Raw genomic sequence first — 26986 nt, forward strand, 5'->3', positions numbered from 1 at the left:
CTAACTTCACTTCAACTTTAAACTGCGTTTTCGGTCGAAGTGGGCGCGCATTATACAGTGCGCTTAACCGCTGTCAACACTTTATTTGATTCTTTTTAGACTCAAATAAATCCCTGACTTTTTCAAGTGCCTGGCCGAAGCCTTAACCCTTGAGCGAGGCGCGCATTATACAGTGCGTCTTGCCTCTGTCAACTGAATTTTTTAAGCTTTTTTAAAGCTTCAATCCAGCAACCCATCTCCGTCTGAAAACTCCCTGTTTCCCCCCGAAGCGGACGCGCATTATAGGCCCTACAATTTATCGCGCAACCTTTATTTTTACTTTTTATTAACTTTTTTTAAGGTTGGTCATTTAACCGTCAAAATATTGTGTTATTGCATAAAAAAGCCTCAATTAAGAGGCTTTTTTTAACCAAAGAGAAAATACTAGACCCATTCAACAAGGTGAAAGATCTTCTTTCCTCTTTTTAATATATGGTATTTCCCAAAATAACCGCTGCTATTATCAAGCTTAGCTTCTATATTGGTTTCTTTTTCACCATTAATACTGATTGCATTACTTTGGATATGTTTGCGAGCCTGCCCAATAGTCACTTCACCGCGGGGCGTCAATGCTAAACCAGTCTCCACTAATACTTCTAATAAACTCCGCTCTCCTTTTTCTAAGCGAGTAGTGGGTAATCCATCTAATGCTAATTGTGAAAGATCCTGTTCAGACAATTCACCAAAGGCGCCGGAAAACAATGCTTTGGTAATTCGCTCTGCCGCCTCCAGGCCTTCTTCACCATGAACCAGGCGAGTGACTTCTTTTGCGAGAATCCCCTGAGCCGAAGGTCGCCCTTGCGCTGCTTCGTCGTCCTTTTCAATTTGAACAATCACTTCTTCATCGAGGAAAGTAAAGTATCGCAAGAATTTGTAGACATCTGCATCTGCAGTATTAAGCCAAAATTGGTAAAAAGCATATTGGCTGGTTTTATTGGGGTCTAGCCAAATGGTCCCTGTTTCGGTCTTACCAAACTTGGTGCCGTCAGATTTAGTGACTAACGGTAATGTCATGCCAAAAACCTGTTGGCGATTCATCCGACGAGTCAAATCAATGCCACCAGTGATATTTCCCCATTGGTCACTCCCACCAATCTGAATGCTACAGTCATATCGTTTATTTAGCTCAGCAAAATCATATGATTGGAGAATCATATAGGTAAACTCAGTAAAGGAAATTCCAGCCCCTTCTCTTTCTATGCGTTGTTTTACCGATTCTTTCTGGATCATGGCATTGACCGAGAAGTGCTTACCCACATCTCTTAAAAAAGAAAGCACGCCGACTCCCTTGGTCCAATCTAGGTTATTGGCAACCACCGCCGAATTTTCTCCGCAATCAAAATCGATGAATCGACTCACCTGTCTTTTCAAGCTATCAACCCATCCGCCAACAACTTCTTCTGAATTTAGCTGCCTCTCGCTTGCCTTAAACGATGGATCACCAATAAGTCCGGTTGCACCGCCGACCAGGGCGATAGGCTTATGTCCATACTCTTGAAAACGCTTTAAAGCTAACAATGGAACCAAACTTCCAATATGCAGACTATCTGCCGTTGGATCAAAGCCGCAATAAACAACTTTCATTCCCTCAGCCAGATGATTTTCCAACTCATCTTCAGCAGTCATCTGCTGAATCATTCCCCGCCAGGATAATTCCTGGATTAAATTTTGATTTGACATATATTTACCAAAAGCGTTTTTATTTAAATACTCATATTAAGCGACTTACAATACTTAACATCATTAAACACAATAGAAATTGTGGTCTCGCAATCTAAGGCCAATGAAAAATGAACTTAAATTTTTGTCTAACGAGGAATTTTGCGCAAACTCCAAAGTCAGATATCATTAACCGGTATGGATTAATGAAGATTATTTCAGGTCAGGGCAAGATAGAAAATATCGAGCCTGAAAAAACTTAAAGTCAGCTAATCTAGACACCGGTTGTGCAAAAAGTTATCGTATGCGCGCATTTTATACGGAACTGACTTAAAGTTGTATGATAAAACAAAAGTTGTATGATAAAACAAGACTACAAACCACAAAATAACCAAAAGATCTTCGGAAAATCAGCTCACCTGCCTGTTCCAGATTGGCTGACCCACCCGTTTATAATTCTAGCGGCCGCAATCATCATCGCCTTACTAGCTTTTAGTTTGTCTCCTTCAGAACCTGATAATGAATCAATTATGGTTATGGAAGAAAAACTTGATAGTGTGGCTTCACAAGAGAAAGCTTACAGCGACCCAATATCAATACAACTAGAAATAAAAACAGATGCGCAAACTAAAGAAGCTGATATTCCGGCGATTGAAAAAACCAGCTGGAAGATAGAATCGGTTCGAAAAGGCGATAACCTTTCAAAAATCTTTAAACGGATTGGGCTGACTCCTCAACAACTGCATCAGGTGATCACACTTGATGACAACACCAAGATGCTCAAAAAGCTAAGGCCTGGAGAAGCAATTGCCTATCAAGTGAACCAACAAGGTCAATTACTCGCACTCAAATATGCGATTGATATACAAAGAACCTTATATATCGAATCAGAAGATAATAAACTCGCCAGCCGAATCGAAAACAAGTCGGTTGAATTTCGCACGGCCTACGCCTCAGGAACTATTACTGGCTCTCTTTTTGCCGCAGGAAAAAGTGCAGGACTAACTGATACACAAGTGATGCAGTTAGCCAATATTTTCGATTGGGATATTGATTTTATTCTCGATATAAGAGAAGGCGACTCTTTTTCCATGCTTTACCAGGAAAAATTTATGGAAGGAGAAAAAATTGGCAACGGCGAAATAATCGCTGCACAATTTGTTAATCAGGGGAAAAAATTTACTGCTGTCCGCTATACCGACTCTAAAGATCAGACCAATTTTTATACACCTGAAGGTCTCAGCATGCGAAAAGCATTTTTGCGGGCCCCACTTAACTTTTCATATATCAGCTCGCGCTTTAAACCTAAACGGTTTCACCCCATTCTTAAGCGTTGGAAGGCACATAGAGGTATCGATTATCGGGCGCCCACAGGTACCCCTATTCGGGCCGCCGGTGATGGTAAAGTGATTGCTTCGAGCTACTCCAAATACAATGGTAAATACGTATTTCTTCAACATGGTCAGGGGATCGTGACCAAATACCTTCACATGTCCAGGCGCGCAGTAAGTAAGAATAAACGCGTCAAACAAGGACAAGTTATCGGTTATGTTGGTGCTACTGGTTTAGCTGAAGCGCCGCATCTCCACTATGAATTTGTTGTTAATGGCGTTCACAGAAACCCGAGAACCGTAAAACTCCCTCAAGCAAAACCGATTGCGAAATCAGAAAAAGAACGCTTTACCACCGAAACTGCGCCGTGGATTAATCAGTTAGTGACTCGAAACACACTTTCTGACTCATCTAATAATGTCGCCCCTTAAGTGCCAAACAAGAGTAAATCAGGCCGATTCAGATTCGATTGAAATATGAGCAAAAAAGACGCTAAGCAACAAGAGCAAACCACACCACATTATTACATCGGTCTAATGTGTGGAACCAGTATTGACGGCGTTGATGTTGCGCTAGTTGATTTCAGTGGCGATCAATGCCGTCTGGTCGCCTCATATCTACATCCAATAGATAATGATATTAAAGCGAACCTTCGCTCACTTTGCAGCTTGAGCAGCCAGGAAAACCACCTGCAGCATTTTGAACATAGGATCGAGTTACTTGGTGAATTGGACCAAAAAATGGGCGCTGTATTTGCAGATTCGGTAAACTGTTTTTTTGAGCAGCATCAAGAAAGCGAAGTCCCGTCCATCCAGAAAGATCAAATAATAGCCATCGGCAGCCATGGCCAAACAATCCGCCATCAACCAGCGCTAAATTCTCCATTTACCATTCAGATTGGTGACCCGAACGTAATCGCTTACCAAACCGGGATTACAACAGTTTCCGATTTTCGAAGAATGGACATCGCAGTTGGCGGCCAGGGTGCTCCACTAGCTCCGGCTTTTCACAATGCGGTGATGCGGACTCAGAAAGAAAATCGAATTATCCTTAACCTTGGCGGCATCGCCAACATCTCGCTATTACCAAAAGACTTATCAAAAGAGGTCATCGGATTTGACACCGGCACAGCTAATACTTTGTTAGATGTCTGGTTTTTACATAATCACCCAGAAGCCGATTGCGATTTTGACAAAGACTCTCAATTTGCACTTCAGGGAAAAGTTCAAAACTCATTACTCAAACAATTGCTCAAAGATCCCTATTTTGAATTACCGCCACCTAAAAGTACCGGAAGAGAATACTTTTCCATTGAGTGGTTATGGCAACAACTCAACGCGACAGAAGAAAAATACGAGCCTGCGGATATACAAAGAACGCTATTAGAATTCACGGCAATAACCATCAGCGACTCGATTCAACGGCTCGATTTGGATGGGTACAAGGTTTTTACCTGCGGCGGCGGAACCCATAACAATTTCCTTATTGAAAGGATTCAAACTCATGTCGGAGCCCCAGTTCTGGCAACAGATTCAATTGGAATCAGTGGTGACTATCTCGAAGCAATGACATTTGCCTGGCTCGCCAGACAACGAATTATGAAACAGCCCGGCAACTTACCTTCGGTGACAGGTGCATCAGAAGCGAAAGTATTAGGTGCGGTTTACCATCCTTAGAAATCATGAATTCGCCGGCAACGCCCATTAGCCAGCTTCGTAACCTCGGGCCAGTTAGCGCCAGGCAACTCGCCAGAATCAAAGTGACCAATTTGTTTGAACTCAATAAAAAAGGTGCCATGAATTGTTTTATTGAGTTATCACAACTTGAAGACTACCAACCTGGCCTCAACTTTCTTTATGCGATGTTGGGCGCTTTAGAAAACAAACATTGGACAGAATACAAAAAGCGAAAAGGTGAGTTATTAATCGAGCTAGAATCTCAGCGGGAATTTCTCGATTTGATGCAAAACAATACCTGATGCAAAGCCATCCTAAGACATAACAACAAATCACAGCTTGTATTCTTTATGTTCACCGGTAACAGGGCAAATAAATGCCAAATAGCAGGCGGTTAACTGGAGATCGGGTAATTCGCTTTTACTTGAGTCGACACTCAAATTTCCGTATAGACGATCACCCACAATTGGAAAACCTAATTCAGATAAATGCCGACGGATTTGGTGCTTACGTCCGGTTTTAATTTCGACTAATAGCAGGCTTTGATCATCATCAACGTCATATTGCGCGCTTAATACAACGGAAACTGACTTTTTACCATCAATTTTAGTCTCAATTTTTAATGGAATGTCTCTAGCCTCGAATTTTCCGTTTACTCTCGCGTAATAGCGCTTTTCAACTTTTCTATTTTCGAACATTCCAGTCAACTGGCTCGCCACTTTTTTGCTATGGGCCACTAATACCAGACCACTTGTTGCCCGATCGAGTCGATGAACCTGGAATGAAGGTCTTTGAGGAAAACCGTTTTGCTCGACCCAGCGTGCGATAGAACAATGATCACCCCACTTTGTTCCTTGAGAAAACATGCCCTGTGGTTTGTTCCATAGACTATAGAGCGCTTCATCGGCCACTAACTCAGCATCAGAACATTTTGCCAAAAGGATGTTTTCATCATAATACACGTGGATTTCATCTCCAACGTGTAAGACTTTTTTGGCTCGCCTGATTCGATTAATACTTTTATTTCGCCCCAACCACACGGCGCCAGATTGCAGCGCATTTTTCAATTTTTGTTTGGAAAGTTGAGGACAGCTTAATTTCAGATGATCGATCAGCGGCACATCTGGTGAAGTAATTTGAAAATGTTTTTCAAATTTTAAATTTCTTTCTATCATATCGCTCGAATAAATCCATTAAGCCAACCCGACTCAATCGTAAAATTCAGAGCCAAAACTTATCGAGACTGAATGCCAGGGAAATATTATATTGAGAAGGACGACCCACAACCGCAGGTGGTCGTCGCATTAGGGTTTTCAACGACAAACCGGGAACCTTCAAGATCTTCTCGGTAATCGACTTTAGAACCAACCAGATATTGAAAGCTCAAAGTGTCAACCACCAGCAAAACGCCATCTTTTTCAATGACCATATCGTCGGCAGCCTGGGCTTCGTCAAAGCTAAAGCCATACTGAAAGCCGGAACAACCGCCACCAGTAACATAGACGCGTAGTTTTAAATCAGGGTTTTCTTCTTCAGTAATCAGCTCTTTTGCCTTATTACTGGCAGCCTGAGTAAAAATTATCGGGCTAACTTTCGCAACACCTGAGTCTGACATAGCAACACTCATTTAGAATTCATCTCTTTCGGACTACTCGGATATGGCGGGAATTATTGACCAAAGCACGCTCGAACGCAAATCTTAAAAAGATACATTATAGCGCAACACTATCATTGCGCTTGTACATTTATTGTACTAATCAAGCATTTTGCCAAACATTCACCCATAAATCTTGCTTAGCGACATCTCTCATCATAACACCACGATTACAAATCAGCGGCGTTGGCTTCCTTCTGAGTTTCGCTTTTGTCACCAGTACTTAGCGGAGCAACTTTGTTATCTTTCTTGTTTTTTGTTTCGTTCTTACTCTTATCTTTGCTTTGCTGGTGTCCAAGCAATTTAGGCTTTTCTTCTTTATGAACCATCTGACCGTTCACTTCAGCGCCCATTGCCATTTCAATTAACTTGTAATACACATTGCCTTCAATACGCGCATCAGACATGAGTTCAACGTGCTCAAGTGCATGAACATCTCCCTTAACGCGTCCAAATATCATGATATGAGGCACATTGATTTCGCCTTCGATAAAACCATTTTGGCCTATGGTCAGCAATGAATTCTCAAATTCATCAGCTGTGACATCACCCTTTATGTAACCATCAACATAAAGCACGCCGGTAAAATTAATATTTCCGGAAATTTTGGCTTCTTTACTAATCAGTGTGTCAGCAGCGCCTGCTTTTGCTCTAGGTGACTGTTTTTTCTTACGACCTAACATGAATTGAATCTCCTACTAGATATTCCAATCGATCTGTTTTTCAGCAGTCTGGTTCTTACGTAAACCTTTCGTTTTCGCTTGAATTGTCACATGCTGAGCAATGAACCCTTCGGGAAGGGCAATATTACCTTCGATATTCTGAAAATATCGAAATTGGAACTGAAAATGTTTCGGCAGGAAAGTACCGAGTTCACGAAATTCGTAAACCGTAGGACTACCATTTAACTGGCCATGTAATTTCAGCTCAACTTCACCTTTTAAAAACTGTTCTTGACGTCCAGCTTGAGTAAGCACTAACTTAAACCGTGGGGTTTCACCCTGATTAAGCTTACTTAATTCAAACTCGGCAATCGTCAATCCTTCCTGCTCTAACTCCGGCGCCATAATATTCCGATAAAACTTTAACTCAGCCTCTAATTGACGCTGGGTCTCCTGAAGTTGTTTTACCGAATCAACTAATTGCTGATTAGACTGGGTATCAACCTTGGCTGACTGAGTTTGCATCACCAGATCTTCATTGGCTTTCTGATAAGCCTGTTGATACTCAGCCAGTTTTTGTTCAAGCCAGGCTGCTTTTTCAATCGTTTCCTGTTGCTCTTCAATTGCCAGGTAACGACCACCGTAAAAACTCAGATAAAGCAAAAAAACCGTCAGCACTCCCCAGGCGAAATACCAGAAGAGTGATTTCTTTTGCGTAATAATTAACTGAGGTTCAGACATAGACTCAATACTTACTTAATAATATTTTCTGCTAGTTTAACTCGAATAGATATTAAAACCCACCTTAAAACTCTAAATTCAAACAGAAATCGCAGAAAATCATATTTTTATTTGTCTTTTTTATCAATAGGTTATATTCTATTCTTAAAGTCAATTAGCATTTTAAATGATTTAAATATTAGTTAATTCAATATTTATCGAGTTAATTTTGTATTTATTAAGTTGTTTCGACATTTATCGGAAATTATCGATACTGATATAAGTGATAAATGCGTATAGGTTACCTGAAATATAACGATCAACTACGGTAAACTAAGTAACTGATAGTACTAACTCCTTTTATTCATAAATTGCTTTAGTTTCGCCAAACCCGATAACTCGAAACAAACCACAACAGGTAAGCTCGCCGGATAGCGAAAGTCGGCCGAAAGCTTAAAAACAAAAATACGTCAATGTCGATTTTTGAAACAATACGTCTAAAACTAGGTAGTCTGAATGCTTTACCAATTCTCGCTGTAATGGGATTGGTGAGTGGTCTGTTAGCAGGCGGTGTGGTTATTTTATTTCGTCTTTTCATCGAAAGTGGAATTGTCCTCTGGCATCGTGGAGAGGGTCTGACTGACTTTGAAATGACCCCCTGGTGGTTTCGCCTGTCGCTGCCACTGGTAGGTGGTTTCCTGGTTGGTTTCGTACTCCATAAGGTCGGCAAAGAAGCCCGTCAGGTAGGCGTCGGTCACGTATTGGAACGGATGTCCTTTCACCAGGGTTACATCCCTTGGCGCAATGCGGTTGTTCAATTTTTGGTTGGGGGAATGACGCTTGCCAGTGGTCAGTCAGTTGGTCGAGAAGGTCCCGGCATACACTTGGGATCTGCTGCCGGCAGCTGGCTCGGTCAACAAATGAAACTTCCCAATAACAGTATTAGAATTTTGGTCGGTTGCGGTACCGCAGCGGCAATTTCCGCCAGTTTTAACACCCCTTTGGCAGGCGTTATCTTTGCCATGGAAATAGTCATGATGGAATACGCGGTTACCAGCTTTATTCCACTCATATTATCGTCAGTTTCAGCGGCAATTTTATCGAGAATCGTGTTTGGTAATGACGTCGCTTTTATCGTGCCTTCTTTAGAATTAGAGTCTTTGTGGGAAATCCCTTACTTTATTTTGCTGGGAATTATTATTGGTTGCTTCGCAAGCCTGTTTATCAAAGCAACCCGAATGGTCTCAATTAAAGCCAAAAACTGGTCCAGCTGGGTTAAATGCGGTACCGCCGGAACCTGCGTTGGATTGATTGCGCTTGTCGCTCCGCAAGTCATGGGCATCGGTTACGACACAGTCAACTCGGCGCTACACGGCAGCTTGCCGTTACAAATTCTACTGATTGCTTTTATCGGAAAATTTCTCGCAACAATTATCTGTTCAGGAATGTCATTGCCCGGTGGCGTCATCGGGCCGTCAATGTTTATCGGTGCCATGATAGGCGGCGCGATCGGTTCAATTGGTGCCATTCTGTTTCCGGAATATGCATCAGACTACGCATTCTACTCAATGGTCGGAATGGGCACGATGATGAGCGCTGTACTGCAGGCGCCACTAGCGGCCTTGATGGCATTACTTGAACTGACTAATAATCCGAACATCTTACTGCCCGGCATGTTGTCATTGGTAATCGCCAACCTCGTGGTTTCACAATTGTTTAAACAACCTTCTATTTTCCATTCACAAATGCGTGTGAAGGGACTGGAATTGAAGGTGAATCCACTATCACAGTTTTTACGAAGCGTCGGTGTTGCCGGCCTGATGGAGCGAAAAATTGCCGTTCATGACAGGACCATCACCTATCAGGAAGCAGAAAATGTGCTTGAAAACACGCCTCGCTGGATTTTGATCAAACAAGATGAAGTACCAATTTCCCTGATGGCAGCCAATGATTTGGCTCGCTACATTCTGGAAAAACGAGAGTTAGAAGCAGAACAACGAGAAGCGGCTGAAGAAGCCGGAGAAATGTTCCTAGAAGATGACAAGCCCGATGTCGACTTAATGAAGATTCCGGCTGATCGACAAAATATTGCTTCAGTCTACCTCCAGGGAAATCTGGAAGAGGCATTAGATACCATGGACCGCGAAACGGTAGATGCCGTTTATATTTTCAGAACCACCGGCCCAATGACAGATAAAATTTATGGCGTGCTGACCCGAGAAGTTATTGAGTCACACTACAGCTACAAACGCTAAGGAATTTTCGAATAAAGTCATGCTCTATCTTTATCTGAAAGCATTTCACATCATATTTTTCACAAGCTGGTTTGCGGGACTGTTTTACCTGCCCAGAATATACGTCAACCTGGCGATGGTTAACGATCAAAACACTTACAATCATCTTCTTACCATGGCTCGTAAGCTATACCGATTTGTGACTCCATTTATGTTTATTACCGTGGGGCTTGGCATTTGGATGCTGTATCTGAACGCCGGGCTACTAAAGATGGGATGGATGCACGTGAAACTGACATTGATTGGACTATTGATTGGTTACCACTTTTTGTGCGGCCACTATTTGAAGAAATTCACTATAAACCAGTCAACCAAAGGCCATGTGTATTACCGTTTTTTTAACGAGTTTCCAGTATTAATTCTATTCGCAGTGGTCATTTTAGCGGTGACTAAAGCATTTTAATTAGAACTGTCACCGTCCAGAAATACTTAATTTTTTACTCGAAAGCCACACACTAGAGCACGACTTTATATGCCTCAATTTGAATGATTCTATTACGGGCCACGGGAATAGTTGCCTCTCCCTGGGCCGAGCGGATCAATACCCACAAGCTTTTATCAGAGGTTTTTATCAGTTTACCTTCGTATAAATGACCATCATCACGTGTTAGTTTAACCGGAAAATTAATGTAATTACCGGCAGAAGATAATGGCACTGTCTGATAAGACTTAGAAACAAGAACCGTTTCATATTGGTTATTCGCTTCAATACTGAGCCGTCGTTTTTCCTTAGCCACTAACTCTGCAATATTGCTATAGTTCGCAAAAGACCAACCCGACATTAATTGTTTGACCGATTTATTATTAATGGCTAACCGAAACCCCGACAAATCGAGTAATTCCTCATAGGAGTAATAGGTTATTCCGGCAAATTCAAAATTGACTTTCGGTTGAAAGAACCAATAAATTTCACTTTCAGGTTTGATACTTTCAGGATACAACAACTTTAATTCTTCGCTAAGTTGAATGCCCGACTCATTCAGGATTTTTTCAAGTTCTTTGGGGTGCTGAGCGTAATAATCTTCAACAGTGGTATCTTGTTTTAAAGCACAGTATTGTGCTTTTCTCTGGTTGTAGCCCTTATCCTGCGCGCGTATCTCCAACAGGCTTAAATCAGGTAGCACAACTTCCTGGCGGGCCTGACCAATCTCACGTTGCGCAATTGACTCCAACCATGCCATCACGCCACCAACATTGACCTGGTAGTCAACTTTAAACGCATCTTCAACATCAATAGTCCCGTTAAGAACAACACTGCCGCTATATTTATCTAACAGGTAGAAAAATTCAGTCGAAAAAGCCAGATAATCAAAACCCATCGCCTCAAATTCGCTGATTCCAATTCGCTCGACATCACCACAATAAGCGGTTTCCAATATATCGTTACTGGCCGGGGGCGCATTGCTTTGCAAACTGCGTGTCAACAAAGGTGTAAAGGGAAGTAGTACATCGCGGACTTTCAGTTGTACATTTTCCGGTAGTTTGTTGTTGCGAATATCCGATTCTAAAAACGCCAACTCGTATAAATTACCGGCAGAAAATCGTAACTCACCAATTTCAACATTCACGTCCAACGGCTCAACAAACGCAGTAATTGAATGAAGGCGAATTTCTCCTGTCAACCCAATGTTTGCCGACTCATAATCAAACTCGACAAAAGGCTGAATGGCGCGCGCGAATGCATCAATATCCTTCTTTAACTTCCACTCTGCAATTAGCACTGAGGCTGCAGTTAACACGATAGCCAGCAATAAAAATTTAATCAGGAATCTCAACATATCTATTTTTTTCTTGGTTAATTAACTGAGTTCTGGCGCTTTATTGTCAATAACAATACAAGCACCGCTTTAACGCTGAGCAACGGTAAAAGTCTAACTTACGACTAATATTAGAACATTTTCATCAAGTTAACGATGCGACATTGTTCAACAGTCGAAGAAATACAACGTAAAGTCGAATATATTTCAACAACTTATTTCAATCAGCGGCGGATTATTTTAACCCGGATTATCCAAATAACCTGGCCAACCAGCCTATGCAGCTAACTTAAAAAAGACTAAAATAGCGCAACTTTTTCACTGGAGGCATTCACCGTGAAACTAAAAGGCCAACACCTGTTATCTGTCAAAGATCTTTCCCTGGACTTAATCAACGAATTATTTACTGTTGCCGAATCGATGCGACCTTACGCCGAGCGACAAAAAGTCACCCGCGTATTAGAAGGTGCGGTACTAGGTAATATGTTCTTCGAACCCAGTACTCGAACCCGCGTTAGTTTTGGATGCGCCTTTAACTTGCTGGGTGGAGAAGTCAGAGAAACCACCGGGTTATCCAACTCAGCCCTGGCCAAAGGCGAATCTCTTTACGACACAGCCCAGGTTTTGTCAGGCTACAGCGATATTATTGCAATGAGACACCCACAACCTGGTTCGGTGGCAGAATTTGCACAAGGTAGTCGAGTTCCAGTCATCAACGGCGGTGACGGAGCCAATGAACATCCAACTCAAGCGCTACTCGATTTATTTACCATTCATAACGAACTGGCAAGTCAGGGAAAAAATGTTCAACAACTGAGTCTGACCCTGCTTGGTGATTTAAAACATGGCCGAACGGTTCATTCACTTTGCCAATTACTTGGGCTTTATCGAGGATTAAAAATTCAACTGATTTCACCTGAAGCGTTAACGATGCCAACGAAATATGTCGACATCCTGACCAACGCCGGTCACGAGGTTGAAATTGGCACCAGTCTGGAACAAGGTTTACCTCAGGCCAATGTGATTTATCAAACGCGTATTCAAGAAGAAAGATTTAGCTCGCAAGAAGAGGCTAACCGTTATCGCGGCTATTTCCGGCTAAATAAGAAAATCTATTCCGAACACTGCCAACCCAACGCAGTCATCATGCATCCACTCCCCAGAGATTCAAGAAACGACGCTAATGAACTGGATAACGACTTAAATGCTGAACCGGGTCTGGCAATTTTTCGACAAACTGACAATGGCATATTGGTGAGAATGGCTTTGTTCGCCTGCATACTTGGTGTTGAAAATCAGCTCCACCAATACGAGCGCTCGGTTAATTGGCACGTTGGTTTAAATAATAAGGCTAAATAAATTGAGTGACTAAAATTGAATCGTTAAATTTGAAAAATGAATTCAATTGCAAAACCCACAAATTAAATTTCAGGCAAAACAAATCATGAAAAAATCAACTGAACTATTTGATCAGGCACAAAATTATATTCCCGGCGCGGTTAACTCTCCGGTTCGCGCCTTTAATGGTGTGGGTGGTACACCAGTTTTTGTGGCAAAGGCCAATGGTGCTTACTTTACTGATGTTGATGGCAAAAAGTACATCGATTATGTCGCTTCCTGGGGACCGATGCTACACGGTCACAACCACCCTGCAATCAAAGAAGCCGTTGTTAAAGCTGCCGAAAATGGACTCAGTTTTGGTGCACCGACAGAAATTGAATTAGTGATGGCGAAAAAAGTTTGTCAGCTGATCCCTTCAATTGAACAGGTTCGTATGGTGAGCTCAGGTACCGAAGCGACGATGTCTGCGATCAGACTTGCCAGAGGATTCACCGGCAAAGATAAGTTGATTAAATTCGAAGGTTGCTACCATGGCCACGCCGACTGTCTATTAGTGAAAGCAGGCTCTGGCGCGTTAACCCTCGGTGAGCCTACCTCACCTGGCGTTCCAGCTGATTTTGCCAAACATACACTAACCGCAGAGTTTAATAATCTGGACAGCGTCAAAACATTACTCGAAGCCAATTCCGGAGAAGTCGCAACAATCATCGTTGAGCCCATTGCAGGTAATATGAATTGTATGCCACCAGTTGATGGCTTTTTACAGGGACTCAGAGAGCTCTGTGATCAACACCAGGCAGTACTTATCTTTGACGAAGTAATGTGCGGATTAAGAGTCGGACCAGGAACAGCACAACAACTTTATGGAGTGACCCCAGACCTCACGACACTAGGAAAAATAATTGGTGGTGGTATGCCTGTTGGCGCTTTCGGCGGTAAAAAAGAAATCATGCAACACTTAGCGCCGGCCGGCCCGGTTTATCAAGCAGGAACGCTATCCGGCAACCCAGTTGCAATGAGTGCGGGCCTAGCTTCACTCGAATTGCTCAGCCAGGAAAACTTTTTTGCGCCGATTTATGACTACTGTGAGAAATTGGTTTCCGGACTACAGAAGTTGGCTGACAAACACCAGGTGCCGTTTACGACCAACCATATTGGTAGCATGTTTGGACTCTTTTTCACCGAAGAAAAAACGGTGACACGTTTTTCACAAGTGGTTAATTCAAACCAGGATGCTTTTAAACAATTTTTTCACGCCATGTTAGACGAAGGTGTTTATCTGGCACCCTCAGCATTCGAAACCGGGTTTATCAGCGCGGCACATAACCAGGAAACGCTGGAAAAAACGCTGCAAGCTGCAGACAAAGCTTTTGCCAGCCTTAAGTAACAGCTAATAGTATTTACGGGGAGCAAAAGCTCCCCGGGGTAACAATGCTGTTTAGAGATATAACACTTTCCCTAGTTTTTGGTTACAGGAATATAAATCTCGGTTCTCAGATTTTCAGGTTTTGTCCTGCTGGGATTACGGTTAAGATATTTTTCAAAAGGCGGCAACTCGCGCAAACGGTATCCGCTGCCAGGTAGCCAACGATGAAAAATCGAGGCGTAGCTTTCTTTTAAATTTTGATAACTTCCTTTGTGTAAAAACACCGCATACAATCCTCCTTCAATATCGTTCACCACGACTTCGCCTTCTCCATCAGCCAGTTGTTCGTTAGTAACGCAAGCATCATATCGAATATTATCAGGTGTAGTGACAGAAGGATCATCATGAGAAATACCAATCAACTCGGTTTCTTTAGTCATCAGTCGATTCGAATAAGTGTATTTCATGAGGATATTCCACGCCTCACCGGCCGCAGTTGAATAATCTCCACGCTTACGCACGCTGAGTACAGAAATTGGTTTTAGGCTACGCATTTCAGCTTTCATTAGTTTCATCTCCATTATCGCTAGATTAGATCGAGTTAATGAAAGTTTCTTTAAACGACATTCTGACGGCGTGGTATTAAAGCAGTTTTTAAACGCTTTATTAAACGAAGGCTGATTTTCGTAGCCTGCGGCAAAAGCAATTTGAGTTATTGAGATATCGGAGTGAATTAACTGTTTCACACTTCGCTCTAACAACAGGCGTTTTTTGTACGCATAAACGCTTTCACCGAGATAAACGCTAAAAATACGATGAAAATGAAAGCTGGAATAACAAGCTATTTGGGATAACTTTTTTAGCGACAACTCACTATCAAGGTTTTCTTCAATATACTTTTCCACCCGCTTCATTCTTTCGAGATGCTTCAATTTTTTATCCATCAATATGCTGAAACTTTCGTTAAGGAGATTACCGACTTTTGTTCGGACTTACTTTTCCAAACTTGCTAAAAATGAATATTCTAATTGATAGATGAATCAATATAAAATGACAGATAACGAATGGAGTTAAACAATATGACAAAGATTTCCATGGACCAGGGAAGCCAGCGTATTCTTGATGGTATGATAACTATAAGTATCGCTTAATTTTTTAATCGAGCAGTCGCGGCTGATATCACGACAAAGTTTAAACACCTCCTCTGTCAATGGCGTAACAGATACACCTTCAGCCGTTTTTTGAAAAAGCCAGTAATTACTTGTGAGATTAACCAGTAATTCTGCCCTGTTTTTAGTGAACTGGTTTTTGATGGTCTGATGCGACAGCCAAATTTCAATTTCACCATGATAAGATCTCACGAGACGAACATTTTTCGATAATTTGACCTTAAAGTTAGTTTCAGACTTAAACAGATTTTTAAGATGCTCCCACCAGGAACTTTGTATTTCTTCAGGCATTTCTAGATTTTGCGTCAACCATTCAACCTCGGCAATTCGAGACAGGTAAGGGTATATACCCAGGCCATGATGGTCACTCAGAAATGCCGCAAAGTCATCGCCAACCTCATCAATATCAGTGAAAACAGAGGCCCTTGAATTAAAATAACTCTCAGCAACTTCGTGAAATTTCTTATCGCCGAGCAATTCAAAAATAACCGGATAGCGGATCATCATTGCTTCCACCCCGAAAGTACCGACTAAACCCGGTGTGCCTTTATGCTCAATATGACGTTTTAAATTTTCCTGCTGGATAGTCTCTGACCGAGCAGAAAACGCCTGTAAGGTTGCTATACTCATCTGCAAACTCGCTGGTAACGATGCTACATCTATTTGTTGTATACGATAAAGACCGGGACTTAGAGCAAAATCTTTCAAATTCTGTTGTTTTTTTTCGTTTAATGGATATTTTTTCAACCCAGTGAAAGAAACTCTGGCCTTTGCAGGTCTATTATTGTGAAGCACGGTTCATTCGATTAAGGGCAATCTAAAAATAGTGTCAATTAAAGATAAACAATTTGAAAGCTTGGTCAGAAGTTTTTATCAACCTCTATATCGCTATGCGTATTGGAACACTAAAAACAGGGCTGCGGCGGAAGATCTGGTTCAGGAAACCTTTACCAGAGCCTGGAAGAGCTTGCATCAACTGAAAGACATTGATGCCGCGAAACCTTGGCTTTATACCATTTTGAGTCGAGAAAACGCGCGCCGATTTGAGCGAAAGCAACTCCCCATGGTTGAACTCAGCGAAGAATGGCAATTAGAGCAAATTGCAGAAAATCAAGACGATATAGAAACAATGTTGCTGCGTCGGGCAATATTTCAACTACCGGATAACTTTCGTCAACCACTTGCATTACAAGTTATTGGCGGGTTATCTACCGAAGAAATCGCTGAGGTACTCGAATTGAATGGCAACACCGTCTCCACACGATTATTCAGAGCACGTGCCGAATTGAAACGGCAGATGTCGCAAACGCAATCTATTCGAGGTAAAAACAATGGATGAGCTAGAGAAGAAAAGACGTCAGCTTGCGGATCCAAAGCAACATATAGAAAACTTTGACGAACAATCGCCCGATAACATGAGCGAACAAGAATTGGCTCAATTAAAAGCAGATCAAAACTTTGAACGCCAATTACTCGGTGCTTTTTCAGTGCCCGTTCCAGAACAACTGTCAGAAAAAATATTGCTTAACCAACGGCTACAAAAACGTCGCAACATTTTTTCGCTTTGGGCTTTGGCGGCTTCAATCAGCATTTTATCGATGCTCAGTTTTATGACAACGGACTACTCGCAATCTTCTTTAACGCAGCAGGCTCTTAAACATGTTTACCATGAAGAAAAATATTTAACCGGAGGAAATCCAATTGCCCGTGATGAGATTGAAAGGCGTTTGGCAAAATACGGCGTCTCATTACCATCGCTCCCGGAAAAAGTAGTGTTTGCCAGCCGTTGTGGTTTTGGTGGTGAAAGCGCAATGCACATCATCGCCGAAATTGACGGAAAACCAGTGACACTTTTATTGACGCCAATAGCGGTAGAAGATAATAAAAGTTTTGGTGACGACCGATTTGTAGGAAAAATGCGTAAAACTCTGGCCAATAATTTAATTGTTATCGCTGAAGATCTGTCTTTAGTTGAACGTTTTTTTCAGCAAATTGGCGACGCGTAAGCCGATACTGTCCCCAAGGCTTGCCCAATTGCGTAAAGTTTTTCTCAAAGGTAAATCCTATTTTTTCCAATAACCGGTGGGAGTTTTGATTGACTCTCATCGCTCGTCCAACAATTGAAGATAAATGATATTGGTTAAAGCCGATTTCCAATGACAACCTCGCAGCCTCGGTAGCAAATCCTTGTCCCCAAAATCGACGTTGCAGGCGAAAACCAATATCAACTTCCTGGCTATCATCTGAAAATCTTAACCCACAAAAACCAAGGTAATCGTTAGTCTTTTTTGAATAGACAGACCAACGGCCAAAACCGTACTTTTGATAATGATCGTAAGCCTCAATTAACTCTACAACCTGTTTTTTATTTTTAAACGGCGCGTCTCCAGTGTAGCGAATGACTTCAGGATCAGCATTGAGCTGGAAAAAACCTTCAACATCCAGTTCGGAGAATTTGGCGAGGTAAATTCGATGACTTTCTGCGATGTACGACATATCGGTTTGAAATAGTGATTGATTTAAATGAACAACCGTTAGTTAGCATGATGGATGCAGAAATGTTATGAACGCCGAAATGAATAATTAATGAATATTGTTTATGCTAAGCTTTAGTATTTCTTTACTAACTTTAACAATTGTCCATTGTCGATCATTTTCACTCTATTTAAGAAAGACATGCCTAACAACACTTCACTAGGGCCTGCACCTTCCACCACCAGTGCATCAACATTTGGCAGTTCAATGCCACCAACCCTCACTTTATTTAATGTGACTCTCCATGCGCCAACAACACCTGCCGCAGTTGAAACGCCGATCTTAGTTCCGTACATTTTATAAAGTAACCCAACTCTTTTAGCGACACTCTCATTCATTGCCACTTGAGAGGCGCCAGTATCCACCAAAAACTGAACCCCAACGCCATTGATAAAACCGGCAGTCATGTACATTCCAAAGGAGTTTCTTAATATTTGCGCTGATTTAGAATTTGGCGTTGCGTTGGCTGCTTCAGTATCGCCCGCATGAAAACCGAAAGGTTTATCAAGCCCCAGCTCGACTTGTTTTCCATTCACCACGAAAGTCGCTAAATGGGTGTCGGCTTTTATCAGTTTAATATCAGGTGAAAGATTTTGACCAACTCGGTAAAGCTTTTGCTTTCCTGCGTACTCAACCATGGCTGCATTTTTAAATAGTGCCACTACGCGAAGCTCTTCCTCTTCCGCTGTCGCTGTTTGCACTGACACAATTAGCAGAAAGGTCAAACTTGATAACAATAGCGATAACAATTTTCTTTGCACTAAAGCCATAGATGATTCACCCCATAAAGGCAGCACCACGCGAAACCACCGGCAATTAAATCATCGAGCATAATACCAAAACCGCCGCTGACATGTTTATCTATCCATTTTATCGGCCATGGCTTCAGAATATCAAATATTCTAAACAAAACGAACCCAATCAACAGATTTTGCCAGGTCGCAGCAAAACCTATCATGGTAATCAAAAAGCCGGCTATTTCATCCCAAACGATTCCAGGGTGATCGTGGACTTTTAAACGGTTTGCAGTGTGATGGCAAAAGTAAATTCCAACTAATGAAACCAGGGCACAGGTTAACAGATAGTAAGCTAAGCTTAATTCCGCCACCAACAGGTATAATGGAATGGCGGCTAAAGTCCCAAAAGTACCAGGCGCTTTTGGCGCCAACCCACTACCAAATCCAAATGATAAAAAATGGACTGGATGACTAAATACAAATTTTGCGGGTACAGGTTTACTCATAAATGACTTATCAATTATTTAACTCGACTGGCCACCAAACCAAATCGACATTACACAGCTAGAAATGCTGATAACCAAGCTCGTCCAGCTGAATTTCCTCTTTGTGGTGCAACATTCTAACGCCAGGTTTTCCCGTCAGGCGCCCTATTGGAATACAATCAGTTCCCACCATTTCCAGCGCAGTTTTAGTTGCCTCCAGCTCATCTTCATTCACAGTGAAACAAAGTTCATAATCGTCACCGCCAGTTAATGCCGCGCGCATTCGCAAAGCTTCATCATCAATCGATTGGGCCGCTTGTGAGAGAGGTACTCGCTCCCAGCGTAGCAATGCACCAACGCCACTTTGCTGGCTAATGTGGTTAACATCAGCGAGCAGGCCATCAGAAATATCAATGGCTGATGTCGCTCTACCGCGAATCGCAATGCCTGCTGCAATTTTTGGGTAGGGTGTCTGGTATTTCTTTAATAGCGCACTCGCCATGGCCGGTGGTACATTTAGTTCATTTTTTGCCACTAACAACCCTAGCGCTGCATCTCCAATTTCTCCGGTAACGCAAATAAGTTCACCGGCTTGCGCTGTGTCCCGACTTAAAAACACGTTTTCGGGTACAAACCCGTGGGCTTGAATGGTAATTGACAATGGTCCACGACAGGTATCTCCGCCCACCAACTGAACACCAAAAAACTCAACAATTCGTTTTAATCCCTGGTTGAAATCTTGTAACCAGATTTCATTGTATTCAGGTAATGACAAAGACAAAGTAATCCACGCCGGCTCTGCGCCGGCAGCCGCCAGGTCGCTTAAATTCACTGCAACCGCTTTATGTGCTATGTCAGCAGCGTTAGAGTCAGGTAAAAAATGGACACCACTAATTAACGTATCCATGGAAACTGCAAGCCGTTGGCCGCGAGGGACTTTCAACAACGCACAATCATCTCCAATTCCCTTGAGCACATCCTTACGCTTTGCTCCTTTCACAGATAAGTAACTTTCGATAATTTCAAATTCGTTCATTGATTTCCTTTCGAATGAAAAGCTGTGGTCGAAATATTTATTATCAAATCTGGTATCAAAAATGGTATCAAAAACACAACTTTAAGCGCCTCGATCACCCATTGATTTTCATTTTATTCAGCCAGTCAGTTAAAATTTGTAGCAGCTTAATGGTATGCAACTTCAAGTTAACAAACCGACTATCGCCCAGATTCAATACATTGAAAAATATTCGACAGTTAATAAATTAGCGTTTGCCGGAACTAAACATCAGCAAAACCGTTGGAAAACTGCCAGAAAATAAATCGATTAATTAGGGCCTGTTGGCCTTCGCTTTAACTTCAAGAGGGCGCAGCTGTTTAGCCAGTTTGTCTAAAATTCCGTTAACAAACTTATGACCATCAGTCGCCCCAAAAGTTTTAGTCAGCTCAAGTGCTTCGTTAATCACCACCTTGTAGGGTATATCCATCCTGGATTTCAACTCATAGCTTGCTAAACGCAATATCGCTAACTCAACAGGATTGACCTCGTCAAACTCTCGGTCGAAGTATGGTGTTAATATTTCATCTATTTCAGTGACATTGATTAACGTGTTAGTCAAAATATCGCGAAAATACTCAATATCAACTTTGTTTTGATTAATTGTCTCCAGAAACTGGAGTTCAATCTCGTTAATATCATTACCGCTTAAATGCCATTGGTAGATCCCTTGAACGGCATAGCGACGCGCCTTTTTGCGCGTTGATGGCTTTTGAATCATGAATAATTAGCCCAGTTGTTCAAACAGATTAACCATTTCCAAAGCACTTAGTGCGGCTTCTGCGCCTTTATTTCCGGCTTTGGTTCCGGCTCTTTCAATGGCTTGTTCGATACTATCAACAGTTAATACACCAAATGCCACCGGAACACCGGCATTCAGTGAAACTTGCGATAGTCCTTTTACACACTCTCCAGCAACATATTCGAAATGCGGCGTACCGCCTCGAATAACAGCACCAAGAGCAATAATCGCGTCGTGCTTTTTCTGCGCCGCAATACGCTGCGCAGCAATCGGCATTTCGAATGCACCCGGTACGCGAATAATTTCAATATCAGACTCTGCAACGCCATGACGCTTTAACGCATCAATAGCTCCTTCAACCAGACTTTCAACAATAAAGCTGTTAAAACGCGCCACTAATAATGCGAATTTACTGCCGTTAGCGATCATGTTGCCTTCAATTGTATTCATAGTTTTTCTCTCTTTTCCCCAAGCACCAAGCCTGAAACCAGGAGTAATTTTCCTGGTCAATCATTAAAAATTTTTATTTGTCACATTCGTTACTTTAATTGAGCTCAACATCACTTGAACTCAACAGAATGTGAGCCCAACAAACTTAATGGTCTTCGATGAACTCAACCACTTCTAGATTAAAACCCGATAATGCACGATATTTTTTGACTGGGCTCAATAAACGCATTTTATGAACTCCCAGCTCCATCAAAATCTGTGAACCGATACCCACCGTACGTGATGCTCGACTCGCCTGAGCCTGTGCTTTTTGGCTAACAGCCTTCTGACCGGAAACAACCGCTATTCTATCAATAATTGACTCTGGTGACGATTGATTACCCAGTAAAACAACCACGCCTTCGCCTGCATCCGCCACTTTTTCAATGGCTCGCTGAATAGTCCAGCTTCCCTGGCTTTTCTTTTCTTTGGCAAGCAGATCCGTTGCAATGTCCGTAACATGGACTCGAACCAACGTCGGCTCGTCTGGCTTGATATCACCTTTCACCAAAGCAATATGAGTCTGTCCATCGATAGAATCTTTGAACACATGTAACTTAAATTCACCAAATTCGGTCGGCCAGTCAACACACAATACCTGTTCAATCGTGTGCTCAGTATTCATTCGATATTCAATCAGGTCGGCAATGGTACCAATTTTGAGACCGTGGGTTTGAGCGACTTTTTCCAAATCGCTGCGGCGCGCCATAGTACCATCTTCGTTGAGAATTTCTACAATCGTCGCGCTGGGTTCTAAACCGGCAAGCCTCGCGAGATCGCAGCCGGCTTCGGTATGCCCTGCCCGATTCAAAACACCACCCGGCTTGGCCATAATTGGGAAAATATGGCCCGGCTGCACAATATCCGTTGGTTGGGCATTGGCTGCAACCGCAGCTTGAATAGTACGTGCTCGATCAGCTGCAGAGATACCTGTGGTAACTCCTTCTGCCGCTTCAATCGATACAGTGAAATTAGTTTCAAAAGAAGCCGAGTTGCGCCCTACCATGAGTGGTAAACGGAGTTGTTCGCATCTTTCCTGAGTCAGTGTTAAACAGATTAACCCACGGCCATATCGCGCCATAAAATTAATATCTTCCGGACGAATCATCGACGAAGCCATCACCAGGTCGCCTTCATTTTCCCGATCTTCGTCATCCATCAGAATGACCATTTTACCGGCGGCAATATCTTCAATCAGTTCTTTAGCTGTATTTAGTTGCATATTTTTCGTATTACTTATCTGTTGTTACTTTTTCTATCGTAAGTTTATCTATTACTGCTTATCTATCACTACTTACCTATCACTACTTACCTATCACTACCTTGTAATCGTTGGCTACTGCTCAGGTAAAACAATTCTGGCTGCTGAGAATCAGCCAAGGTTTACCCCAGTCTACAAAGTAATATTCCTCAAATCGCTATTTCACAAACCCGCTTTTCATTAACAATTGGTAATCAATATTAGAACCTGACTCGGTAGCTTGTCCTAATAACAGTCTTTCGAGGTAGCGTGCGATTAAATCTACTTCAAGATTAACTTTAGTACCAATCTGATAATTTTTCGCCGTGGTTTCTTGCAAGGTATGTGGTACCAGGTTGAGTTTAAATACATCCTTTTCAACTTCATTAACCGTGAGGGACACTCCGTCAACGGTAATAGAGCCTTTTTTGGCGATGTACTTTGCTAATTCTGCTGGCGCTTTTATATCGTACTGAATACTACGCGCTTCATCTTTTATCGCGATTACCTCGCCAATTCCATCAACATGGCCACTAACCAGATGCCCCCCTAAACGTGTTGTTGGTGTGAGCGCTTTTTCAAGATTAACCTCACTACCAACTGCGATATTGGCTAAAGAGGTCAACCCCAGCGTTTCACCAGAGACATCTGCTACATAAGAATGTTCATCAAATTCAATGGCAGTCAAACAAACGCCGTTACAGGCAATACTGTCGCCTAATGCAACATCAGACATATCTAACTTACCGACATTGATTGTAAAGCGTTTGTCACCAGACTTACTTTCAATTTTTTCAATCTTACCAACCGCTTCAATGATTCCTGTAAACACTGGCTTATTACCTCGAACTCTTTTTTCGCTTTTAACTGTTATTACTTTCAAATGAATAAGTCAGCCGAATATCATCACCAATTCGGCGCAAATCCAACAAATGTAACTCGGGCGTTATCTGCATTTTATTGATGTTCAAATCAAATAATCCCATCGCCTGATTCCCCATTAACTTGGGTGCTACATAAACGACTAACTCATCTATTAATTGTTGCTTTAAGAACTCGCCGGCTAATTGATGGCCAGACTCTAATAACAGATTATTCATGCCTTGCTGTTCGGCAAAATACTTCAACATTTCAGACAATGACTCAAAGCCAGACAATCGTGTCAGATGATTTTCTTTTTGAATTTGAGCAAAGTTATCACTGAGCCAAAATACCTGGGCGTCGTCATTAAATATCTTAGCCTTCACCTGCGCCCGTTTTTCACGGTCTAATAAAATTCTGGCTGGTTGCGAAAAGCCAATATCGCAAGCCTGGTAAAACCAATCATCTTCGTCAGTGGTCGGCTCATCACTTTGAGCTCGCACATTCAAACTGGGATTATCAGCCAGCACCGTGCCAATTCCAGTAATTATAGCATCCTGCCTGGCTCTCAATTTCTGAACATCTGCTCTCGCCGCACTCCCTGTTATCCATTGGCTAGAACCATCGGCTAGTGCTGTACGTCCATCAAGACTCATAGCCAATTTGCAAGTTATCCAGGGACGCTTCTTTTCAAAGCGCGAGACAAACCCTCTGATCAACTTACGTGCCTGTGCTTCCATCAGGCCATATTCCACAGTAATACCTGCATCCATTAAGAGCTTAAATCCTTTGCCGCTAACCGACGGGTTTGGATCATGCATTGCCGCAATGACTTTACTCACACCGGCGTCTATCAACGCTTGAGTACAAGGACCCGTTTTTCCATAATGAGCGCAAGGCTCTAAGGTGACATAACAGGTCGCTCCTCGCGCTTTATCACCTGCTTCAGATAATGCATTAACTTCGGCGTGGGGTAATCCAGATTTTTGATGCCACCCTTGCCCAACAATTTCCGGCTGTTGTTTATCAGTTCTTACAATGACGCAGCCAACCATAGGGTTTGGCCTTGCTGTATATTGTCCCTTTTCAGCGAGATTCAAGGCTAAAGACATCATTTCTCGATCATATGATGTCCAGTTAGTCTGTTTTTTTAATGGGAAATTGGCGTTCATAGGCAATGTTTTTGAGAATCATTTATCGATATTCAGCGACAGTTTACCAACGATAAACAATCAAATGAACTGGTCGTAAAAATCCAGTCGTTAAAATCTAGTCGTTTGACTCTAACCGTTCGATTTCCTGACGAAACTCGCTGACATCCTGGAAACGACGATAAACCGAGGCAAATCTAACGAAGGCGACCTGATCGAGTTTTTTCAATGCGTCCATGACTAATTCACCGATGACTTGCGCTGATACTTCTCTCTCTCCCATCGCTCTCAAGTGGGATTGAATACTAAGAATAGACTTTTCAACATCTTCAACGGAAACGGGCCTTTTTTCTACCGCTCTCAAAACACCGGCCTTCATCTTTGCATCGTCGAAGGGTTGACGGCTCCCATCACTTTTAATCACACGAGGCATCACCAGTTCAGCCCCTTCAAATGTGGTGAATCTTTCCCCACATTCAATACATTCCCGGCGACGGCGAACCTGATCACCTTCGGCAACTAACCTTGAATCGATAACCTTAGTATCTTGAAACGAACAAAATGGACAGCGCATGGAGGCTCCGAATAACCAATAAAAATAAGGCCGTCCTGACTGATTCAGGACGGCCCATTAGGGTCTGTTTATCTTTCGTTTATCGGCAGTGACGTTAAACGAAAGATAAACAGACCCCAGTATATCACTTAATTTTTATATTGCTTAATGGTTCGTTACTTTTGATAAACCGGAAATTTCGCAGTTAAAGCAAGTACTTTTTGCTTAACATCGGCAATCACTTCCTTATTGGTGATATCGTCTAGAATATCGCAAATCCAACCGGTGAGCTCGGTTGCTTCAGCTTCTTTAAATCCACGACTAGTAATCGCAGGCGTTCCCATACGTAAACCACTGGTTACAAACGGTGAACGAGGCTCATTAGGAACCGTATTTTTGTTAACAGTAATATAAGCTTCACCCAGCGCCGCTTCAGCGTCTTTTCCGGTAATATCCTTGTCAATCAGATCGATTAGGAACAGGTGATTATCAGTACCACCAGAAACGATTTTGTAACCTCTTTCTTGAAGTACACTTACCATTGCACGGGAATTCACTAATACTTGCTGTTGAATCGCTTTAAATTCATCTCCCAATGCCTCTTTAAAGGCTACCGCTTTACCGGCGATAACATGCATCAATGGACCGCCTTGACCACCAGGGAAAACAGCTGAATTGAATTTCTTCTGCAACTCTTCATTGGCCTTGGCTAAAATAATTCCGCCTCGAGGACCAGCAAGTGTTTTATGGGTTGTTGAAGTAACAACATCAGCATGAGGTACTGGGTTAGGATAAAGACCGGCTGCAATTAAACCCGCAACGTGAGCCATATCAACCATAAAGTAGGCGCCAACTTTGTCGGCAATTTCTCTAAAACGTGCCCAGTCGACGGTGCGAGAATAAGCTGAGAAACCACCTAAAATCATTTTAGGCTTGTGCTCCAGTGCTAAAGCTTCCACTTGCTCATAATCGATATAGCCGTTTTCATCGAGACCATATTGGATTGAATTGTAGATTTTTCCTGAGAAATTGACGGGCGACCCATGAGTCAGGTGACCACCTTCGCTTAAGCTCATTCCCAGTACCGTATCACCAGGCTTCAACAACGCCATGTAAACCGCAGAGTTTGCTTGCGAACCAGAGTGTGGCTGAACATTTGCGTAGTCGGCGCCAAATAATTGTTTAACACGTTCAATTGCCAGATCTTCTGCAATATCAACAAACTCACAACCGCCATAGTAGCGTTTGTGGGGATATCCTTCAGCATATTTATTGGTCAACACTGAACCTTGTGCTTCCATGACTCGCTTGCTGGTGTAGTTTTCAGAAGCAATCAGTTCAATATGCTCTTCCTGACGTTGTTTCTCAGCTTCGATCGACTGCCATAATTCCGGGTCAAATTCTGCGATTGATTGTTTATTATCTAACATGAAATTAATTTCCTAAGTGAGAGAGTTTTATCGCCACTAT

29 protein-coding genes are annotated in these 26986 nt (G+C 42.3%); 10 read left to right on the plus strand and 19 right to left on the minus strand.

Annotated features, from left to right (window positions below; genetic code table 11):
- Positions 1-423: 423 nt before the first annotated feature.
- Positions 424-1719 (minus strand): tyrosine--tRNA ligase, encoded by a 1296-nt coding sequence (tyrS, locus tag FLL46_RS19090; RefSeq protein ID WP_142932953.1) that lies wholly within the window; start codon positions 1717-1719, stop codon positions 424-426.
- Positions 1720-2057: 338 nt separating this feature from the next.
- On the opposite strand from tyrS, the gene FLL46_RS19095 reads away from it, so the two are divergent.
- Genes FLL46_RS19095 through FLL46_RS19105 form a run of 3 tightly spaced genes read left to right on the plus strand, consistent with a single transcriptional unit; the run spans position 2058 to position 5008 of the window.
- Positions 2058-3461, plus strand: a complete 1404-nt coding sequence (locus FLL46_RS19095; protein WP_210418762.1) for a peptidoglycan DD-metalloendopeptidase family protein — start codon at positions 2058-2060, stop codon at positions 3459-3461.
- A 45-nt stretch (positions 3462-3506) separates the two neighbouring features.
- A complete protein-coding gene (locus FLL46_RS19100) occupies positions 3507-4706 on the plus strand; it encodes an anhydro-N-acetylmuramic acid kinase (protein ID WP_142932954.1) in 1200 nt (399 codons plus the stop codon).
- Between the two features lie 5 nt (positions 4707-4711).
- Positions 4712-5008 (plus strand): TfoX/Sxy family DNA transformation protein, encoded by a 297-nt coding sequence (locus tag FLL46_RS19105; protein WP_142932955.1) that lies wholly within the window; start codon positions 4712-4714, stop codon positions 5006-5008.
- A gap of 30 nt (positions 5009-5038) precedes the next feature.
- Here the strand turns inward: FLL46_RS19105 and FLL46_RS19110 are convergent, their stop codons facing one another.
- The 4 genes from FLL46_RS19110 to FLL46_RS19125 all read right to left on the minus strand — a co-directional run bounded on the left by FLL46_RS19110 (position 5039) and on the right by FLL46_RS19125 (position 7763).
- Positions 5039-5881, minus strand: a complete 843-nt coding sequence (locus tag FLL46_RS19110; protein WP_142932956.1) for an RluA family pseudouridine synthase — start codon at positions 5879-5881, stop codon at positions 5039-5041.
- Positions 5882-5967: 86 nt separating this feature from the next.
- Positions 5968-6333 (minus strand): iron-sulfur cluster insertion protein ErpA, encoded by a 366-nt coding sequence (gene erpA, locus FLL46_RS19115; RefSeq protein WP_425456748.1) that lies wholly within the window; start codon positions 6331-6333, stop codon positions 5968-5970.
- 197 nt (positions 6334-6530) lie between these two features.
- The gene (locus FLL46_RS19120; RefSeq protein ID WP_142932957.1) at positions 6531-7043 is read right to left on the minus strand and encodes a bactofilin family protein; all 513 of its coding nucleotides are present in this window, start codon (positions 7041-7043) and stop codon (positions 6531-6533) included.
- A gap of 15 nt (positions 7044-7058) precedes the next feature.
- Entirely contained in the window at positions 7059-7763 is a 705-nt protein-coding gene (locus FLL46_RS19125) for a DUF6776 family protein (RefSeq protein ID WP_142932958.1), read from the minus strand.
- A 452-nt stretch (positions 7764-8215) separates the two neighbouring features.
- Here FLL46_RS19125 and FLL46_RS19130 point away from each other — a divergent pair, with 452 nt between their 5' ends.
- Together FLL46_RS19130 and FLL46_RS19135 are read left to right on the plus strand one after the other, a co-directional pair.
- Complete coding sequence (locus tag FLL46_RS19130) at positions 8216-9997, plus strand: chloride channel protein (RefSeq protein ID WP_142932959.1); 1782 nt, start codon at positions 8216-8218, stop codon at positions 9995-9997.
- Positions 9969-10439 carry a CopD family protein gene (locus FLL46_RS19135; RefSeq protein WP_425456749.1) on the plus strand — a complete coding sequence of 157 codons (471 nt, stop codon included), beginning with the start codon at positions 9969-9971 and terminating at the stop codon, positions 10437-10439. Before FLL46_RS19130 ends, FLL46_RS19135 begins: the two co-directional genes overlap by 29 nt.
- Positions 10440-10491: 52 nt before the next feature.
- On the opposite strand, the gene FLL46_RS19140 is transcribed toward FLL46_RS19135, so the two are convergent.
- Complete coding sequence (locus tag FLL46_RS19140) at positions 10492-11814, minus strand: hypothetical protein (RefSeq protein WP_142932960.1); 1323 nt, start codon at positions 11812-11814, stop codon at positions 10492-10494.
- 315 nt (positions 11815-12129) lie between these two features.
- Between FLL46_RS19140 and FLL46_RS19145 the strand changes: the two genes are divergently transcribed.
- Together FLL46_RS19145 and hemL are read left to right on the plus strand one after the other, a co-directional pair.
- Entirely contained in the window at positions 12130-13152 is a 1023-nt protein-coding gene (locus tag FLL46_RS19145; RefSeq protein ID WP_142932961.1) for an aspartate carbamoyltransferase, read from the plus strand.
- 85 nt (positions 13153-13237) lie between these two features.
- Positions 13238-14521, plus strand: a complete 1284-nt coding sequence (hemL, locus tag FLL46_RS19150; protein ID WP_142932962.1) for a glutamate-1-semialdehyde 2,1-aminomutase — start codon at positions 13238-13240, stop codon at positions 14519-14521.
- Between the two features lie 71 nt (positions 14522-14592).
- Here the strand turns inward: hemL and FLL46_RS19155 are convergent, their stop codons facing one another.
- On the minus strand, positions 14593-15444 hold the full coding sequence (locus tag FLL46_RS19155; protein WP_142932963.1) for an AraC family transcriptional regulator: 852 nt from the start codon (positions 15442-15444) through the stop codon (positions 14593-14595).
- Positions 15445-15570: 126 nt separating this feature from the next.
- The gene (locus FLL46_RS19160; protein WP_142932964.1) at positions 15571-16299 is read right to left on the minus strand and encodes an HvfC/BufC family peptide modification chaperone; all 729 of its coding nucleotides are present in this window, start codon (positions 16297-16299) and stop codon (positions 15571-15573) included.
- Between the two features lie 196 nt (positions 16300-16495).
- Between FLL46_RS19160 and FLL46_RS19165 the strand changes: the two genes are divergently transcribed.
- Together FLL46_RS19165 and FLL46_RS19170 are read left to right on the plus strand one after the other, a co-directional pair.
- Complete coding sequence (locus FLL46_RS19165) at positions 16496-17008, plus strand: sigma-70 family RNA polymerase sigma factor (protein ID WP_210418763.1); 513 nt, start codon at positions 16496-16498, stop codon at positions 17006-17008.
- Positions 17001-17675, plus strand: a complete 675-nt coding sequence (locus tag FLL46_RS19170) for a DUF3379 family protein (RefSeq protein WP_142932966.1) — start codon at positions 17001-17003, stop codon at positions 17673-17675. Before FLL46_RS19165 ends, FLL46_RS19170 begins: the two co-directional genes overlap by 8 nt.
- On the opposite strand, the gene FLL46_RS19175 is transcribed toward FLL46_RS19170, so the two are convergent.
- The 4 genes from FLL46_RS19175 to thiL form a co-directional block, all read right to left on the minus strand.
- Positions 17617-18165 (minus strand): GNAT family N-acetyltransferase, encoded by a 549-nt coding sequence (locus FLL46_RS19175; protein WP_142932967.1) that lies wholly within the window; start codon positions 18163-18165, stop codon positions 17617-17619. The genes FLL46_RS19170 and FLL46_RS19175 overlap by 59 nt on opposite strands.
- 113 nt (positions 18166-18278) lie before the next feature.
- The gene (locus tag FLL46_RS19180; protein WP_142932968.1) at positions 18279-18974 is read right to left on the minus strand and encodes a retropepsin-like aspartic protease family protein; all 696 of its coding nucleotides are present in this window, start codon (positions 18972-18974) and stop codon (positions 18279-18281) included.
- Positions 18965-19447, minus strand: a complete 483-nt coding sequence (locus FLL46_RS19185) for a phosphatidylglycerophosphatase A family protein (RefSeq protein ID WP_142932969.1) — start codon at positions 19445-19447, stop codon at positions 18965-18967. Before FLL46_RS19185 ends, FLL46_RS19180 begins: the two co-directional genes overlap by 10 nt.
- Before the next feature lie 58 nt (positions 19448-19505).
- Positions 19506-20462, minus strand: a complete 957-nt coding sequence (gene thiL / locus FLL46_RS19190) for a thiamine-phosphate kinase (protein ID WP_142932970.1) — start codon at positions 20460-20462, stop codon at positions 19506-19508.
- 154 nt (positions 20463-20616) lie between these two features.
- Between thiL and FLL46_RS27875 the strand changes: the two genes are divergently transcribed.
- Positions 20617-20745, plus strand: coding sequence for a hypothetical protein (locus FLL46_RS27875; protein ID WP_281281984.1), 129 nt, complete (start codon positions 20617-20619; stop codon positions 20743-20745).
- A 9-nt stretch (positions 20746-20754) separates the two neighbouring features.
- Here the strand turns inward: FLL46_RS27875 and nusB are convergent, their stop codons facing one another.
- The 7 genes from nusB to glyA form a co-directional block, all read right to left on the minus strand.
- Positions 20755-21201 carry a transcription antitermination factor NusB gene (gene nusB / locus FLL46_RS19195; RefSeq protein ID WP_142932971.1) on the minus strand — a complete coding sequence of 149 codons (447 nt, stop codon included), beginning with the start codon at positions 21199-21201 and terminating at the stop codon, positions 20755-20757.
- Between the two features lie 6 nt (positions 21202-21207).
- Positions 21208-21672 (minus strand): 6,7-dimethyl-8-ribityllumazine synthase, encoded by a 465-nt coding sequence (gene ribH, locus FLL46_RS19200; protein ID WP_142932972.1) that lies wholly within the window; start codon positions 21670-21672, stop codon positions 21208-21210.
- Positions 21673-21817: 145 nt separating this feature from the next.
- Positions 21818-22933: a bifunctional 3,4-dihydroxy-2-butanone-4-phosphate synthase/GTP cyclohydrolase II gene (gene ribBA, locus FLL46_RS19205; RefSeq protein ID WP_142932973.1), complete on the minus strand. Its 1116-nt coding sequence runs from the start codon at positions 22931-22933 to the stop codon at positions 21818-21820.
- Between the two features lie 196 nt (positions 22934-23129).
- Positions 23130-23783 carry a riboflavin synthase gene (locus FLL46_RS19210; protein WP_142932974.1) on the minus strand — a complete coding sequence of 218 codons (654 nt, stop codon included), beginning with the start codon at positions 23781-23783 and terminating at the stop codon, positions 23130-23132.
- Between the two features lie 31 nt (positions 23784-23814).
- The gene (ribD, locus tag FLL46_RS19215) at positions 23815-24984 is read right to left on the minus strand and encodes a bifunctional diaminohydroxyphosphoribosylaminopyrimidine deaminase/5-amino-6-(5-phosphoribosylamino)uracil reductase RibD (RefSeq protein ID WP_142932975.1); all 1170 of its coding nucleotides are present in this window, start codon (positions 24982-24984) and stop codon (positions 23815-23817) included.
- Positions 24985-25081: 97 nt separating this feature from the next.
- Positions 25082-25537, minus strand: a complete 456-nt coding sequence (gene nrdR, locus FLL46_RS19220; RefSeq protein ID WP_142932976.1) for a transcriptional regulator NrdR — start codon at positions 25535-25537, stop codon at positions 25082-25084.
- Between the two features lie 155 nt (positions 25538-25692).
- Positions 25693-26946 (minus strand): serine hydroxymethyltransferase, encoded by a 1254-nt coding sequence (glyA, locus tag FLL46_RS19225; RefSeq protein ID WP_142932977.1) that lies wholly within the window; start codon positions 26944-26946, stop codon positions 25693-25695.
- Positions 26947-26986 lie beyond the last annotated feature (40 nt).

The organism is Aliikangiella coralliicola (assembly GCF_007004725.1).
GTDB lineage: Bacteria > Pseudomonadota > Gammaproteobacteria > Enterobacterales > Kangiellaceae > Aliikangiella > Aliikangiella coralliicola.